14 protein-coding genes are annotated in these 15,931 nt (G+C 38.9%); 6 read left to right on the forward strand and 8 right to left on the reverse strand.

All coding sequences use genetic code 11. The features are described 5' to 3' along the window. Positions 1-103: 103 nt before the first annotated feature. The 3 genes from astE to seqA all read right to left on the reverse strand — a co-directional run bounded on the left by astE (position 104) and on the right by seqA (position 3,474). Positions 104-1,156 (reverse strand): succinylglutamate desuccinylase, encoded by a 1,053-nt coding sequence (gene astE, locus V6260_RS02580; RefSeq protein WP_341592533.1) that lies wholly within the window; start codon positions 1,154-1,156, stop codon positions 104-106. 80 nt (positions 1,157-1,236) lie between these two features. Further along, a complete protein-coding gene (gene pgm / locus V6260_RS02585; RefSeq protein WP_341592534.1) occupies positions 1,237-2,874 on the reverse strand; it encodes a phosphoglucomutase (alpha-D-glucose-1,6-bisphosphate-dependent) in 1,638 nt (545 codons plus the stop codon). A gap of 9 nt (positions 2,875-2,883) precedes the next feature. Further along, the gene (seqA, locus tag V6260_RS02590) at positions 2,884-3,474 is read right to left on the reverse strand and encodes a replication initiation negative regulator SeqA (RefSeq protein ID WP_341592535.1); all 591 of its coding nucleotides are present in this window, start codon (positions 3,472-3,474) and stop codon (positions 2,884-2,886) included. A 240-nt stretch (positions 3,475-3,714) separates the two neighbouring features. On the opposite strand from seqA, the gene V6260_RS02595 reads away from it, so the two are divergent. From V6260_RS02595 to fur, 5 genes are all read left to right on the forward strand, one after another. Further along, positions 3,715-4,482: an alpha/beta fold hydrolase gene (locus V6260_RS02595; protein WP_341592536.1), complete on the forward strand. Its 768-nt coding sequence runs from the start codon at positions 3,715-3,717 to the stop codon at positions 4,480-4,482. 94 nt (positions 4,483-4,576) lie between these two features. Next, positions 4,577-4,798: a DUF2788 domain-containing protein gene (locus tag V6260_RS02600; RefSeq protein WP_002962930.1), complete on the forward strand. Its 222-nt coding sequence runs from the start codon at positions 4,577-4,579 to the stop codon at positions 4,796-4,798. A gap of 2 nt (positions 4,799-4,800) precedes the next feature. After that, positions 4,801-5,079: a LexA regulated protein gene (gene ybfE, locus V6260_RS02605; protein WP_002962928.1), complete on the forward strand. Its 279-nt coding sequence runs from the start codon at positions 4,801-4,803 to the stop codon at positions 5,077-5,079. Positions 5,080-5,093: 14 nt separating this feature from the next. Then, positions 5,094-5,621: a flavodoxin FldA gene (fldA, locus tag V6260_RS02610; RefSeq protein ID WP_211017160.1), complete on the forward strand. Its 528-nt coding sequence runs from the start codon at positions 5,094-5,096 to the stop codon at positions 5,619-5,621. 187 nt (positions 5,622-5,808) lie between these two features. Continuing rightward, positions 5,809-6,252: a ferric iron uptake transcriptional regulator gene (fur, locus tag V6260_RS02615; RefSeq protein WP_002962922.1), complete on the forward strand. Its 444-nt coding sequence runs from the start codon at positions 5,809-5,811 to the stop codon at positions 6,250-6,252. A 108-nt stretch (positions 6,253-6,360) separates the two neighbouring features. On the opposite strand, the gene glnS is transcribed toward fur, so the two are convergent. Beyond that, the gene (gene glnS, locus V6260_RS02620) at positions 6,361-8,019 is read right to left on the reverse strand and encodes a glutamine--tRNA ligase (protein WP_341592537.1); all 1,659 of its coding nucleotides are present in this window, start codon (positions 8,017-8,019) and stop codon (positions 6,361-6,363) included. Between the two features lie 216 nt (positions 8,020-8,235). Here glnS and V6260_RS02625 point away from each other — a divergent pair, with 216 nt between their 5' ends. Further along, positions 8,236-9,306 (forward strand): DUF3083 family protein, encoded by a 1,071-nt coding sequence (locus V6260_RS02625; RefSeq protein ID WP_341592538.1) that lies wholly within the window; start codon positions 8,236-8,238, stop codon positions 9,304-9,306. Between the two features lie 62 nt (positions 9,307-9,368). Here the strand turns inward: V6260_RS02625 and sucD are convergent, their stop codons facing one another. From sucD to sucA, 4 genes are all read right to left on the reverse strand, one after another. Beyond that, positions 9,369-10,241 carry a succinate--CoA ligase subunit alpha gene (sucD, locus tag V6260_RS02630; RefSeq protein ID WP_008127375.1) on the reverse strand — a complete coding sequence of 291 codons (873 nt, stop codon included), beginning with the start codon at positions 10,239-10,241 and terminating at the stop codon, positions 9,369-9,371. Beyond that, positions 10,241-11,407, reverse strand: coding sequence for an ADP-forming succinate--CoA ligase subunit beta (gene sucC, locus V6260_RS02635; RefSeq protein WP_006794719.1), 1,167 nt, complete (start codon positions 11,405-11,407; stop codon positions 10,241-10,243). Before sucC ends, sucD begins: the two co-directional genes overlap by 1 nt. A gap of 176 nt (positions 11,408-11,583) precedes the next feature. Then, positions 11,584-13,101, reverse strand: a complete 1,518-nt coding sequence (odhB, locus tag V6260_RS02640) for a 2-oxoglutarate dehydrogenase complex dihydrolipoyllysine-residue succinyltransferase (RefSeq protein WP_341592539.1) — start codon at positions 13,099-13,101, stop codon at positions 11,584-11,586. Positions 13,102-13,104: 3 nt separating this feature from the next. Further along, the gene (gene sucA / locus V6260_RS02645; protein ID WP_341592540.1) at positions 13,105-15,924 is read right to left on the reverse strand and encodes a 2-oxoglutarate dehydrogenase E1 component; all 2,820 of its coding nucleotides are present in this window, start codon (positions 15,922-15,924) and stop codon (positions 13,105-13,107) included. Positions 15,925-15,931 lie beyond the last annotated feature (7 nt).

Here is a 15,931-nt window from a genome sequence, read left to right on the forward strand (position 1 = left end):
AAGCAAATATAGGCTAAATAAGTGGCAAGTTAACGATACGGTTACTTTAATTAATAGCAATCATATAGTTAACTTGAACACATCTGTGGTCTGATGAGTTGTGTTAGACGAAGTTACTATCAATATCCATAGGAATAACAGTAAGCAGTGCTCTTTGTCCTAATGCTACGCTCGCATTTGGGAAAATGATAGCTTCGCCCTCAACGTTGGCATAGTAAGGCGTATCGCCGTCTGTAGCAAGCAGCTCTCCCTTTGCAAACCCAGTAAAGTTCTCAGCATCATCTGAAAATGGAAAACTAAACTCATCTTGTGTTCTGTTAATTGTACGATGTACTGCAAACAGCTCAAAGTCACTTGCATTAAAATCAGGATATTCAACTTCATTTTGACTAATTAATGCAGTTAGTGTTTTTTTTGTTTTTTCAAATCGAGTCATGTCGTTTTGACCAAAAGGTTTAACTTGACCCAGTTCAACAGTAAACGAGTCAGCACCGTGTACAAACGACGAATAATAACTAAACGTTGTAGCTTCAGATTTCATCATCAATACGGTATTTACACCACAGCTTAATAAAAACTGTAATTGTGATTTTTTCCATGGTTTACCATGTAAGTATGGATAGACGGCAAACTTCTCATTTTTTGAGCCACGAATTGCAGTATGTAAATCGTAATGGCTACGTGCACTACCTTGCTCACCACGCTCAAAAAAATCACTCACGTAGTGTTCAAGCTTTGCAGCACGAACACGTTCATCATTCATAGCTATACCCTCTACAGTATGATGACCGTTAAATAACCTATTAAGATTTTCTTCAACAAAACGTAAACCAATATTTATAGACTTAGGGTTACCGTAAATAAATAGCACTCGTTGAGCTAGGTTAAGTTTGCCATTTATAATTTGCTTTATGAGCGAATCACAAATTTCAATTGGCGCAGTTTCGTTACCGTGAACAGCGCTTGAAAGCACTACATCTTTTGTTGTTGTAACACGTGGTTGAAACTCAATAACGCCAGTATCGTGAATGGTTACGCGCGTGTCGTTTTCTAAAGTAAATTCACTTGCCTCTAAATGCCATTCATTATTACGACTCAGTGTTAAAAAATCACCGGTATCTTTTAATTCGTTTAAGTAACTTGGTTTGGCTAACATGATAAGCCCTTTTAATATTGTGAGAGGTACAAACAAAAACGGCTGAATAAATCAGCCGTTTTTAAACAGTTTAAGTAATGTTAGCTGATCACAGAGTCAACTAACTTTTTAGCTTCTTTTTCTAGAAGTGCTAAATGTTCTTCACCTTTGAAAGACTCAAGATAGATTTTATATATATCTTCAGTACCTGATGGGCGGGCTGCAAACCAACCATTTTCAGTCACTACTTTTAAGCCACCAATAGCAGCATCGTTACCAGGCGCATGAGTCAGTTTTTGCAAGATAGGCTCGCCAGCAAGTGTATCTGCTTCTACATCAGCAGCACTCAATGCTTTTAAACGTGACTTTTGACCACTTGAGGCTGGTGCATCGAGGCGTTTATAAATTGGAGAACCAAATTCTTGTTCTAATTCTTGATAGAGCACTGAAGGAGTTTTACCTGTAACAGCTAAAATTTCTGCTGCAAGTAGCCCCATAATAAAGCCATCTTTATCTGTACACCATACGGTGCCGTCAAAACGTAAAAATGCAGCTCCTGCACTTTCTTCGCCGCCAAAGGCAAGTTTGCCTTTGCTTAAGCCTTCAACAAACCACTTAAAGCCTACTGGTACTTCTTTTACTTTGCGCTCATTTCTTGCTGCAACTTTGTCTATCATTGAGCTAGAAACCAATGTTTTACCAATTTCTACGCTTGCACCCCAATCTCTGTGTTTTAATAAGTAATCAATCGCCACTGCTAAAAAGTGATTTGGGTTCATTAAGCCATCTGGCGTTACAATACCATGACGATCGTAGTCAGGGTCATTACCAATAGACACATCAAAATCATCTTTTAATGCAATAAGGTTCGCCATTGAATAAGGTGATGAACAATCCATACGAATTTTGCCATCTTTATCAAGTGGCATAAAGGCAAAACGTGGATCAATGCTGTCATTCACTATAGTTAAATCTAAATTATACTTGTGAGCAATGACTGGCCAAAAATTGATACCTGAACCGCCTAATGGATCAATACCAATTTTGATACCTGCATCGCTAATTGCTTTTAAATTAACGATATTTTCTAAATCATCAATATAAGGAGTCATTAAATCTTCGTAGCGGATAAAGCCAGAACGCGATGCTTTAGCGAATGGGAATAGTTCAACTTCAACTAAATCTTCTAATAAAAGTTGATTTGCTCTATTTTCAATCCATTTAGTGACGTCGGTATCAGCAGGCCCACCATTAGGTGGGTTGTATTTAAAACCACCATCTTCAGGAGGGTTATGCGAAGGAGTTACAACAATACCATCTGCAAGTTCATTTGGGTTAACTTTGTTATGGCAAACAATGGCGTGGCTAATAACTGGAGTAGGAGTAAAATCGCCATTTTCTTGGGTGATTACTTGCACTTCATTTGCAACCAATACTTCAATTGCTGAGTTAAACGCAGCTTCACTTAAGGCATGAGTATCTTTGCCCAAAAATAGTGGACCAAAAATGTCATTTTGCTTTCGATAATCACAAATAGCTTGAGTAATAGCTAAGATATGAGACTCGTTAAATTTTACATCGTACGAACAACCACGGTGTCCTGATGTACCAAAAGCAACACAATGCTCTGGATTTTGCTCAAGGTCTGGCTCATTTAAATAATAAGCAGAAACTAACTTAGGAACATTAACCAATACTGATTGTGGAGCAGTTTTTCCTGCGCCTGAGTGAATAGCCATTATATTTCCTTACAAGTAATCGCGAATTTTTTCGGCTTGCTCTGCACTGTATCCTAGGCAAAGCGCAACTTCGTGAAGCATCATTTTTTTTCGTGTTGTATTAGAGTTAGTCATTACCCAGTATTCGCTATCTATTATATTTTTAGGGTTCATGCTACTGCCACTATTAATTAAGTCTTCTTTGCTTGTTGCAAAATAAACTCTATCGCGGCCTTTAATTTCTAAAACAGCACTAAAGTCCGTTTTATGCGTTCTATAAAACGCACTCAAAATAAATAAAAACCGACCAACAACGCCTTTTTGCATTGCCAACTCTTCTTTATTTAATATGTTAAAAACATTAGCGCTTTTTTGCTTCACAGGTGTGACAACATCAGGCACTTTTACATTTGTAGGCTTATCAACTTGCTCAGAAGTTGATAAAGTATTAGTTGTTATCGCAGTTTGATTATTTTGATTAAGTTCTACGCTTGCGGTTTGAATTTTTTCGCCGCTGAGGTTTAATAAACGACGTAAAATAGTGGATGCACTCTCACCAATACTTTGCGTATTGCTGGCAATATATTGGTATAACTCGTCGTCTATGTCGATTTGTTTCATGTTCTTCCTGTCATTACGGGTCACATTTCTCTCTCCCGTGTGATTATACCCAAACCAATCAGAAATGCGAGTTACAACAAGCACTCCCATAAACATAACCAGTAAACAACTATTAAAGAATAAAGTTTACCCAATGTTGTTGATTTAAAACCCAATAGCCCAACGTAATAAATAGTGGCTGCATTTTTTTGCTTTTTATAGCAATGCTCGTCAAACTATGCAAAATTTTTGGAGATTGGTATGCAGTTAAATTACAAACAACAAGGGCAAGGCCCGGATGTTATTTTAATTCACGGCCTTTTTGGATCGCTAGAAAACTTAAATGTGATCGCAAAACCGCTTAGTGAGCATTTTAATGTGATAAATATAGATTTACGCAACCATGGCCGCTCACCCCATAGTGACGAAATGAATTACCCTGCTATGGCGCAGGATGTTTTAGAGCTAATGGATAGCTTAAATATAAAAAAAGCACATGTGATTGGTCACTCAATGGGCGGTAAAGTTGCAATGCAATTAGCACTAACACAATCTGAACGTGTTAATAAGCTTGTGGTGCTAGATATTGCTCCTGTAAGCTACCCAGCTCGTCATACACAAATTCTAACAGCACTTAACGCAGTGGCTGATGAGAAAGTAAATGACCGAAAACAAGCTGATTCAATCATGATTCCATTTATTGATGAACCAGGCGTTCGTCAGTTTTTACTTAAAAGCTTGGCTAAAAATGAAAGTGGCCAGTTTACTTGGCGATTTAATTTAGAAGTACTTAGCGAAAAATATTCAACAATCACAGCTAATGTTAATGAAAACAATTCTTGTTTATGTGATACTCTTTTCATTAAAGGAAATGATTCTGACTATATTTTGCCCGAGCATCGTAGTGCAATAATGGCAAGGTTTAAAAAAACCAAAGCAAAAATTATTCATGGTGCCGGTCACTGGTTGCACGCGCAAAAGCCACTTGCTGTAAATAAAGCAATAAGTGACTTTTTAACTGCGGTTTAAAGCGATTTTATCGCGTGTTTTTGATTCAGCGCACTAAATAATTGCAGATTTATATGCTATAGTACGCGCCGTTTAATTTAAAGGTTATACGTTGATGGTCAGTCAGTTAATTAACGAATTTGATACCCTAGGGTTGTATTTTGGCTTAGCCGGTATATTCATATTCATCGGCATGGCAATTAAAGACGTACTAAAAAGTGGTAATGTTCCAAAGTTTGGACAATATATTGTTTGGGGTGTGCTCTTTTTAGGGTGTTCTGGCTTTATTGCTAAAGGCCTTATTCAAGTATTTTGGCAAGGCGCAGGTGTAGGTTAAGCATGGCTAAGTCAGAAACAGATAGAACAACACTCGATTTATTTGAATACGAAAAACGTCCAGGCAGACCTAAAACCAATCCCCTTTCAAGGGATATGCAGTTAAAGGTTAATAAACGTAATCAAATAAAAAGAGATAAAGCACGTGGTTTGAAGCGTGTTGAATTTAAAGTTTCATCACAGTTATATCAAGCACTTAGTGATATGGCAGATGCACAAAATATTAGCCGCAGTGCGTTGATCGAAACGATTTTACAAGAAAGATTGGCTATAGATACATAAAAGGTTGTAAATCCATGGCAAGTGTTGGCATATTTTTCGGAAGTGATACAGGTAACACAGAACACGTAGCAAAGATGATCCAAAAAGAATTGGGTAAAAAGCTTGTTGCTGTTCACGATATTGCAAAAAGCTCTAAAGAAGAGATTGCTGAATTTGATTTGATCTTATTCGGTATCCCTACTTGGTACTACGGCGAAGCACAATGTGATTGGGATGATTTTTTCCCAGAGCTTGAAGACGTAGATTTTGAAGGTAAGCTAGTTGCTATTTTTGGTTGTGGTGACCAAGAAGATTACGCAGAGTACTTTTTAGATGCAATGGGTATGATCAACGACATTGTTACTGAACGTGGCGCTATTGTTGTAGGCCATTGGCCAACTGAAGGCTATGATTTTGAAGCATCAAAAGGCATGGCTGATGACAATCACTTTGTAGGTCTAGGCATTGACGAAGACCGTCAACCAGAACTAACTGAAGAACGTGTTAAAGCATGGTCTGCACAAGTCTTTGAAGAAATGTGTTTAAGCGAATTAGCTGACTAATTTCTCCCCTCTTTACGCTAGCTGTTTAAATAATTATCAAACAGTTAGCGTTTTAAATTAAAATTACAATTATCATCAATTGTTCTTTGCACTTAATGCTTAGGCACGTTATTCTTATCGTTGCTAATGTGTCGTGTACATCCTTGCAAGATGTCTAGTGTAACCAAATAAAATTGAGACAGATTTAATGACTGATCACAACTTGGAACTTAAAAAAGCCGGTTTAAAAGTAACTTTACCGCGTATTAAAATATTAGAGATTTTACAATCTCCAGATAACCAACACATCAGCGCTGAAGATGTTTACAAAATTCTTTTGGATTTAGGTGAAGAGATTGGTCTTGCGACTGTATACCGCGTACTTAACCAATTTGATGATGCGGGTATTGTAAGCCGTCATCACTTTGAAGGTGGCAAGTCTGTATTTGAACTCTCTGGAAGCACTCACCACGATCATTTAGTATGTTTGAAATGTGGCAAAGTGGTAGAGTTTGAAGATGACATGATTGAGCGTCGTCAACTAGAAATTGCTGAAGAAAATGGTATTACTCTTACAAACCATTCTTTATATTTATACGGTGAGTGTAATGATAAAGCAGCGTGTAAAGAATTTAGCGACGCAAACAGCTGATACTGCTTTTAAAAGCAAAAAAAAACCTGCTATGTGCAGGTTTTTTTGTGTCTAAAATACGTACTTGATAAATATACTCAGTAAATACTGAGTATATTTAGACGCTATTTATTGAGTTTTAGACCAAGAGTCACGAAGACCGACTGTTTGATTAAATACAACGTTTTCTGATTTTGAATCGCGAGAAAAATACCCTGTTCGCTCAAATTGAAAGCCCTGCTCTGCTTGTGAATTAGCAAGTGAAGGCTCAAGTTTAGCATTGTGTAAAACAACTAATGACTCAGGGTTTAATGTAGTTTCGAACTCATCAGCGGCAGCTGGGTTTGGTACATTAAATAAACGGTCATACAAGCGTACTTCTGCGGTAATAGACTCAGGGGCTGAAACCCAATGAATAACGCCTTTTACTTTACGACCATCACTTGGGTTTTTACCAAGGGTTTCGTTATCGTAAGTACAATAAATAGTTGTTATTTCACCATTATCATCTTTCTCTACACGCTCTGCTTTAATAACATATGCACCGCGTAAACGTACCTCTTTATCAAGCACTAAGCGTTTAAACTTATTATTTGCTTGCTCTTTAAAGTCTTCACGTTCAATGTAAATTTCACGCGTAAACGGAACGTCACGACGACCCATTTCTTCTTTATTAGGGTGGTTAGCCACTGACAAAGTTTCAACTGTATCTGCATCGTAATTCTCGATAACCACTTTAACAGGGTCAAGTACTGCCATAGCACGAGGCGCATTTTCGTTTAGATCTTCACGGATACAGGCTTCAAGCATGCCCATTTCAACCATGTTTTCTTGTTTTGTAACACCAATACGTAAACAAAACTCACGAATAGAACCTGGCGTATAACCGCGACGACGTAAGCCGGCAATAGTAGGCATACGAGGGTCGTCCCACCCTTCTACAAAATTATTCACAACTAAGTCGTTTAGCTTACGCTTAGACATAATTGTATATTCCAAGTTTAAACGTGAAAACTCAATTTGCTGTGGGTGACACTCAAGGCTGATATTATCAAGCACCCAGTCGTATAGACGACGATTATCTTGAAATTCTAGTGTGCAAAGTGAATGTGTAATACCTTCAATAGCATCAGATATACAATGAGTAAAATCGTACATTGGGTAAATGCACCACTTATCACCCGTTTGGTGATGATGCGCAAAGCGTACACGATAAATAATTGGATCGCGCAGCACCATAAATGAGCTGGCCATATCAATTTTAGCACGTAGAACACATTCACCTTCTTTGAATTCACCAGCGCGCATTTTTTCAAATAATGCTAGGTTTTCTTCAATTGAAGTATCTCTGTACGGGCTATTTTTACCAGGCTCTTTTAACGTACCACGGTACTCACGTGCTTGATCTGCTGTTAAAAAACAAACGTACGCTAAGCCTTTTTCAATAAGTTCTACGGCATAACCATACAAAATATCAAAGTAATTAGACGAATACTTTATATCGCCACTCCAGTTAAAACCTAACCATTTAACGTCTTCTTTTATAGAGTTAACGTAGTTAATGTCTTCTTTTTCTGGATTTGTATCGTCAAAACGTAGATTACATAAACCGTCGTAATCTTTTGCGATACCAAAATTTAAGCAAATTGATTTTGCATGGCCAATGTGTAAAAAGCCATTTGGTTCAGGTGGAAAACGCGTATGCGTAGTTGCATGCTTTCCACTTGCTAAATCTTCATCAATTCGGGTTCTAATAAAGTTACTTGGGCGATTCTCAATTTCCGCCATAGGAGTGCAATCCTCTGAATATTCGTGATAACAAAACTAATGCATTATTACAAAAACAAACACTAACATACAGCACTAGATGCGGGTTTATTCTAGAAATTGCTTAACTTTAATTCTTATTAAGTGTTGTTTATAGATAAAATTTGTTTTAGCGCAATATTTAAGTCATCAAATGATTTTATAGTACGTGTAACCTCAGATAAAAAGGACTCTAAGATGGCAAACTCTACACAACACCGTGTTTATATCCCTACAAATGCTCGTGCAAATCATTATTTGTTAGCAGAGCTTACACCCAACGAAGATTTCTATAAAAGCTTCAGCAATATTGATTGCTGTTATGAGCGCATAGCACGCCAGCTTTTTGCTTGTTGTGATGAATATGAATTACATAATGTGCATTTATTAGCTAACGATAAACTTCCTGTTGTACGCTTTCATGATGAGTCTTATCAATTAGAAACACAAAAGCAAATGCTGTTTTTTTATAACCCTCGCTATCACGAAGCTCATAAGGTCTATTACGCTAAAGGCGAGAAAAGTAAAAAAATACGATTATTATTTTTAGCAACCGGCGATGATCTAAGAGCAAACTCAGCTCATTTTCATAATAAGGTGCTTAAAGTTCTAAATTATTTGCAAGGACATTTATTTTTAAACCAGCCTCAATTTAAATTACGCGATCACCAACATTTAACATACGACTTATTTGCTAAAGAAAAAGGTAGTAAGGAAAGTTATGGATACAAATTAAGAAGTCTCTACCCTCGCTACCAGTCTAGGCAATGTAGTATTCCAGATACTCACGCTGAAATGACCTACGTAACGTTCTCTATTCCCGTTTCACGCGCTATTAAAACCCAGTTTCAAGCGTTAATAAATAATAATGACTATGCTAAATTTTATGATTATTTTGAAGGTTTATTTAAGAAAGCGTGTATTACAAATAAATTGAGTCACGGCGCTATGGTTGCCAATGGTGCACTGCCCATAGTTCGTAATAGCAAAATTGATAAAAATGAGAGCAATTGTGAAATACAAAAACTAAGCTTTAATACACAAGACAATCAATTGGATTTAAAAAGCTTTTACCAAAGCGATAAGTTAGTAGAAACACTACATTTTGTTATTGTTGCAACAGATAAAGATAAACATGAAATAGGCTATGGGCGTTTTATGAATCAAGTAGAAAAAACAATACATACAATGTCCTCTGAGCTATCTATAAATAAAGAGCGACAAGATTTATCTGTGCGGTTTTTTCAGCATATTAGTTACCCTTACTAATTTTTAGTCAATAACAAAAAGGCTCGCAAATGCGAGCCTTTTTACAGATTAAACTAACTGAATTACCAGCCTGTTTTTTCTTTAAGTGCTTTACCGATATCAGCAAGTGAACGTACAGTTTGTACGCCAGCAGCTTCTAGTGCAGCAAATTTCTCATCAGCAGTACCTTTACCGCCTGCGATGATTGCGCCAGCGTGACCCATGCGCTTACCTTCTGGTGCAGTAACACCAGCAATGTAAGATACAACAGGTTTAGTTACGTTAGCTTTGATGTACTCTGCAGCTTCTTCTTCTGCAGTACCACCAATTTCACCAATCATTACGATTGCTTCAGTTTGTGGATCTTTTTCGAACATTTCTAGAACGTCGATAAAGTTAGTACCTGGGATTGGATCACCACCAATACCAACACACGTAGACTGACCAAAACCAGCATCTGTAGTTTGCTTAACAGCTTCGTACGTTAAAGTACCAGAGCGAGAAACAATACCTACTTTACCAGGCTTGTGGATGTGACCAGGCATGATACCAATCTTAGTCTCACCAGGAGTGATAACACCTGGACAGTTAGGACCGATCATACGAGTACCTGTTTGATCTAGTTTAACTTTAACGTCAACCATATCAAGTGTAGGGATACCTTCAGTGATACAAACGATAAGCTCAATGCCAGCATCGATAGCTTCTAAGATTGCATCTTTACAGAAAGGTGCTGGTACGTAGATAACTGAAGCAGTTGCGCCAGTTTCTTGTACTGCATCACGTACTGTGTTGAATACAGGAAGACCAAGATGCGTTTGACCGCCTTTACCTGGGCTAACACCACCAACCATTTGTGTACCGTACTCAAGCGCTTGCTCTGAGTGGAAAGTACCTTGGCCACCAGTGAAACCCTGACAGATAACTTTTGTATCTTTATTGATTAATACAGACATTATTTGCCCTCCGCAGCAGCAACAACTTTTTCAGCAGCGTCTGTTAATGATTCAGCAGCGATGATATCTAAGTCAGAGCTCTTAAGAACTTCACGACCTAATTCAGCATTAGTACCTTCTAAACGTACAACTACAGGTACATTTACGCCAACTTCTTTAACTGCGCCAATGATACCTTCGGCAATCATGTCACAACGTACGATACCGCCAAAGATGTTAACTAAAACAGCTTTAACATTGTCGTCAGAAAGAATGATTTTGAATGCTTCAGAAACACGTTCTTTAGTCGCGCCGCCACCAACATCTAGGAAGTTAGCTGGCTTGCCGCCGTGTAGGTTTACGATGTCCATAGTACCCATCGCTAGGCCTGCACCGTTAACCATACAACCTACGTTACCATCTAATGCTACGTAGTTAAGCTCAAAGCTTGCTGCATGTGCTTCACGAGCATCTTCTTGAGATGGATCGTGGAACTCACGGATTTTTGGTTGACGGTAAAGTGCATTACCATCGATACCGATTTTGCCGTCAAGACAGTGAAGGTTACCTTCATCTGTAATTACTAACGGGTTGATTTCAAGAAGTGCGAAATCGAAATCGTTAAACATTTTACCAAGACCCATGAAGATCTTAACGAACTGTTTCATTTGTGTTGGGTTAAGACCCAATTTGAAACCAAGTTCACGTGCTTGGTAAGCTTGAGGACCTACTAATGGATCGATCTCAGCTTTGTGGATTAGTTCTGGTGTTTCTTCAGCAACAGTCTCAATTTCAACACCGCCTTCAGTAGACGCCATGAAAACAACTTTGCGAGAAGCACGGTCAACTACTGCACCTAGATACAGTTCGTTTGCGATATCTGTACAGCTTTCAACTAAAATTTTAGCTACTGGCTGACCATTTTCGTCTGTTTGGTAAGTAACTAGGTTTTTACCTAACCAGTTAGCTGCAAACGCTTTTACTTCGTCGATAGTTTTAACTAGCTTTACACCGCCAGCTTTACCACGTCCACCTGCGTGAACCTGAGTTTTAACAACCCACATATCTCCGCCGATTTTTTCAGCAGCTGCAGCAGCTTCTTCAGGTGTATCGCAAGCGAAACCTTGAGAAACTGGTAAACCATATTCGGCAAAAAGTTGTTTTGCCTGATACTCATGCAAATTCATGATGCTTTATCCAATTTTTTATACTAAAAGAGCTGAATATTTATTCAATAAACAACTATCCCAAATTGCGCACCTAGTATAGATCCCAAGGCTTAACATGAAAACCCCAGTAAGACCAAAGGCGCAAAAAAAAAGCTGTGAATTGTGGTTCACAGCTTACATTTCATACTACTTGATTAAACATCCAGTAATAAGCGAGTTGGATCTTCAAGTAACTCTTTAATAGTTACTAAGAAACCAACAGATTCTTTACCATCTATTTGGCGATGATCGTAAGAAAGTGCCAAATACATCATAGGAAGAATTTCAACTTTACCATTTACTGCCATTGGGCGGTCTTGAATTTTGTGCATTCCCAAAATTGAAGACTGTGGCAAATTAATGATAGGCGTAGATAGTAACGAACCAAATACACCACCATTTGTAATTGTGAAGTTACCACCCGTCATATCGTCAAGCGTTAGCTTACCGTCACGACCTTTAAGTGCTAGTTCACGAATACCTTTTTCAATTTCAGCAACTGATAGCTTATCGCAATCTTTAAGAACAGGCGTTACTAAACCACGAGGTGTAGAAACAGCAATGCTGATGTCGAAATAGTTGTGGTATACGATATCGTCGCCATCGATTGATGCATTTACATCAGGGAAACGTTTAAGTGCTTCAGTTACTGCTTTCACGTAAAAAGACATGAAACCTAAGCGAATACCGTGACGCTTTTCGAATACTTCTTGGTACTGCTTACGAAGGTCCATAATTGGCTTCATATTAACTTCGTTAAACGTAGTTAACATTGCAGTAGAATTTTTAGCTTCAAGAAGACGGTTTGCAATCGTTTTACGTAAACGTGTCATAGGAACACGTTTTTGAGTGCGATCACCCATTGGGGCAGCTGGAGCAGCAGCCTCTGCTTTTTTAGCTGATGATACAGGCGCTTTTAAGAAAGTATCAACATCTTCTTTAGTCACACGACCATTTTTACCTGTGCCTTTAATTTTAGAAGCATCTAGGCCTTTTTCAGCAATTAAGCGACGAACTGATGGTGTTAATACGTCAGAGCTGTCACTTGAATCAGCCGCAGGAGCCGCTTCTTCTTTAGCAGCAGGAGCTGCTGGTGCGCCACCCGCTTTAACTGAACCAATTACTTGCTCACCAAGAACAGTATCGCCTTCAGCGTTGATAATGTCGCCCATAACGCCGTCTTCTTGAGCTACTACTTCAAGAACAACTTTATCTGTTTCAATATCTACCAAGTTTTGGTCGCGTGTTACTGCGTCACCTGGTTGTACATGCCATGTAGCAATTGTTGCGTCTGCAACTGATTCTGGAAGTACAGGTACTTTAATGTCCACTTCTTTACCTTCTGATGCTGGTGCTGATTGCGCCGCTGGCGCGCCTTCTGATTTAGCTGGTGCTGATTCTTCTTTAGATGAACCTTCACTTGCTGGCGCTGCATCAGCATCACCAAGTAAACCCATAACTTGATCGCCAAGTACGGTTGCACCTTCTTCTTGTGATATTTCTGTAATTACACCATCATGCTGTGCAACAACTTCTAAAACCACTTTATCTGTTTCAATATCTACCAAGTTTTGATCACGAGTTACTTTGTCGCCAACACTTACATGCCATGTAGCAACGGTAGCATCTGCAACCGACTCAGGAAGAACAGGAACTTTAATTTCTGTGCTCATTGCTTATCCTTTATTTTCTATAGTAAGCGCGTCGGCAACGAGCGCTTGTTGTTCTTTAGTATGTACTGACATGTAACCACACGCTGGTGATGCAGACGCTTTACGTCCTGCATATTTTAATTTAGCACCTTGTGGGATTGCATCAATAAAGTGATGTTGTGAACAGTACCATGCACCTTGGTTTTGTGGCTCTTCTTGACACCATACAAAATCAGTTACGTGTTGGTAACGCTCCATAATTGTTTGCATTTCGTCATGTGGGAACGGATATAACTGCTCAACACGAACAATAGCAATATTATCTTGCTCAAGCTTACGACGCTCTTGTAATAGTTCGTAATAAACTTTACCACTACAAAATACAACGCGTTCAACTTTCTCAGGGTTAATATCATCAACTTCGTCGATCATATTATGGAAAACACCATGCGATAGCTCTTCAAGCGATGAAGTAGCAAGAGGATGACGAAGCAACGACTTAGGCGTCATAACAATCAACGGACGACGTAGTGGTCGAACTGATTGACGACGAAGCATAGCGTAAACTTGTGCAGGAGTAGATGGAACACATACTTGCATGTTGTGATCAGCACATAGTTGTAGGAAACGCTCTAAGCGAGCTGAACTATGCTCTGGACCTTGTCCTTCGTAGCCATGTGGTAACAAAATTGTAAGACCACATAAACGGCCCCATTTTTGCTCACCAGAACTTAGGAATTGGTCAAATACAACTTGTGCACCGTTGGCGAAATCACCAAACTGTGCTTCCCAAAGCACTAATGAAGTAGGCTCAGCTGTTGCATAACCATATTCAAAAGCAACAACAGCTTCTTCAGATAAAACAGAGTCATATACTTCAAAAGTACCTTGATCTTCGCTTAAGTGCTGAAGAGGTGTATAAGTAGCGCCGTCTGATTGACTGTGAACAACAGCATGACGATGGAAGAATGTGCCACGCCCTGAATCTTGACCAGTTAAACGAATATCAGTACCTTCAGTTGCGATTGTTGCATAAGCAAGTGTTTCTGCCATACCCCAATCTAGAGGTTTCTCACCAGAAGCCATTAATTTACGATCATCGTAAATCTTTTTAACGCGTGACTGTGCTTTATATTGCTCTGGGTAAGAAGCAATTTTCTCACCGAGTGCTTTAAGCTCCTCTACAGGCACACTAGCATCGTAATTAACATCCCATTCATGGCCAACATACTTTGCCCAATCTGAAGAATGCGATGTCACTGGTTGTATTTCTGAAACAACACAGTTGCCTTCGTCTAATGCATTTCGATACTCATCAGCAAGTGCTTTTATTTCTTGTTCAGAAAAAGAGCCTTCAGCTATAAGTTGGTCTGCATAAATTAAACGCGGAACCGGGTGCTTTTTAATTTTTTGGTACATAACAGGCTGAGTTGCATTAGGCTCATCAGCTTCATTGTGACCATGGCGACGGTAACATACTAAATCGATTACTACGTCACGTTTAAATTTGTTTCTGAAATCAAGTGCAATTTGAGTAACAAATGCAACTGCTTCAGGGTCATCAGAGTTAACATGGAAGATAGGTGACTGAACCATTTTAGCAATGTCAGTACAGTAATCAGTAGATCGTACATCGTCTTGTTTTGATGTAGTAAAACCAACTTGGTTATTTACAACAATACGAATACTACCACCACAACTAAACGCGTTAGTTTGTGATAAGTTAAACGTTTCTTGTACAACACCTTGGCCTGTAACCGCAGAATCACCATGAATTGTAATTGGTAAAGCTTTAATACCAGAACTGTCACCTAAGCGGTCAAGACGAGCACGTACTGAGCCCATAACAACTGGGTTTACAATTTCAAGATGAGAAGGGTTAAACGCAAGCGCCATATGAACATTGCCGCCTTTAGTAGCAAAGTCAGATGAATAACCCATGTGGTACTTAACATCGCCAGAACTTAATGTTTCTTTATGTTTACCAGCAAACTCATCAAATAATTCTGATGGATTTTTACCAAGTACATTTACAAGAACATTTAAACGACCACGGTGAGCCATACCAATAACAGCTTCTTGTTGGCCGCTTTCACCAGCGCGGTGAATAAGCTCTTTTAACATTGGAACTAACGCATCACCACCTTCAAGTGAGAAACGCTTAGCACCTGGGAACTTAGCCCCTAAATATTTTTCAAGTCCGTCAGCAGCAGTTAATCCTTTAAGGATACGCAGCTTTTCGTCTTTTTCGAATTTTGGCCTAGACTGGACAGATTCTAAACGCTGTTGTAACCAACGCTTTTCCTCTGTTGATGTGATGTGCATATACTCAGCGCCAATTGAACCACAATATGTAGTTTTTAGTGCTTGGTATAGTTCACCTAAAGGCATAGTATCGCGGCCTACGGCAAACGATCCTACGTTAAACTCGCGGTCAAAATCACTTGAAGATAAGTCGTGGTACTCTAGCTCTAAATCTCGTACACGCTCTCGTTGCCAAATACCTAATGGATCTAGGTTTGCATTTTGGTGTCCACGAAAACGGAAAGCATTAATAAGTTGTAGAACTTTAACCTGTTTAAGGTCACCGCCACTACCCTCTGCTACCACTACTTCTCTATGCTTGTTTTTTGCAAGCTGTGCAAACTGCATTCGAACTTCTGAATGTTTTACTTCAACATCCACACCATCAACTTTAGGTAATTGTTCGAACACTTCTCGCCATTCATCTGGCACAGAAGTCGCATCGTCTAAATACGCTTCATAAAGCTCTTCTACATAAGCAACGTTGCCGCCGTTTAAATGTGAAGATTCTAGCCATGCCTTCATCACACCTTCGTGCATTTATAAG

The organism is Pseudoalteromonas aliena, from assembly GCF_038155085.1.
Classification (GTDB): domain Bacteria; phylum Pseudomonadota; class Gammaproteobacteria; order Enterobacterales; family Alteromonadaceae; genus Pseudoalteromonas; species Pseudoalteromonas aliena_A.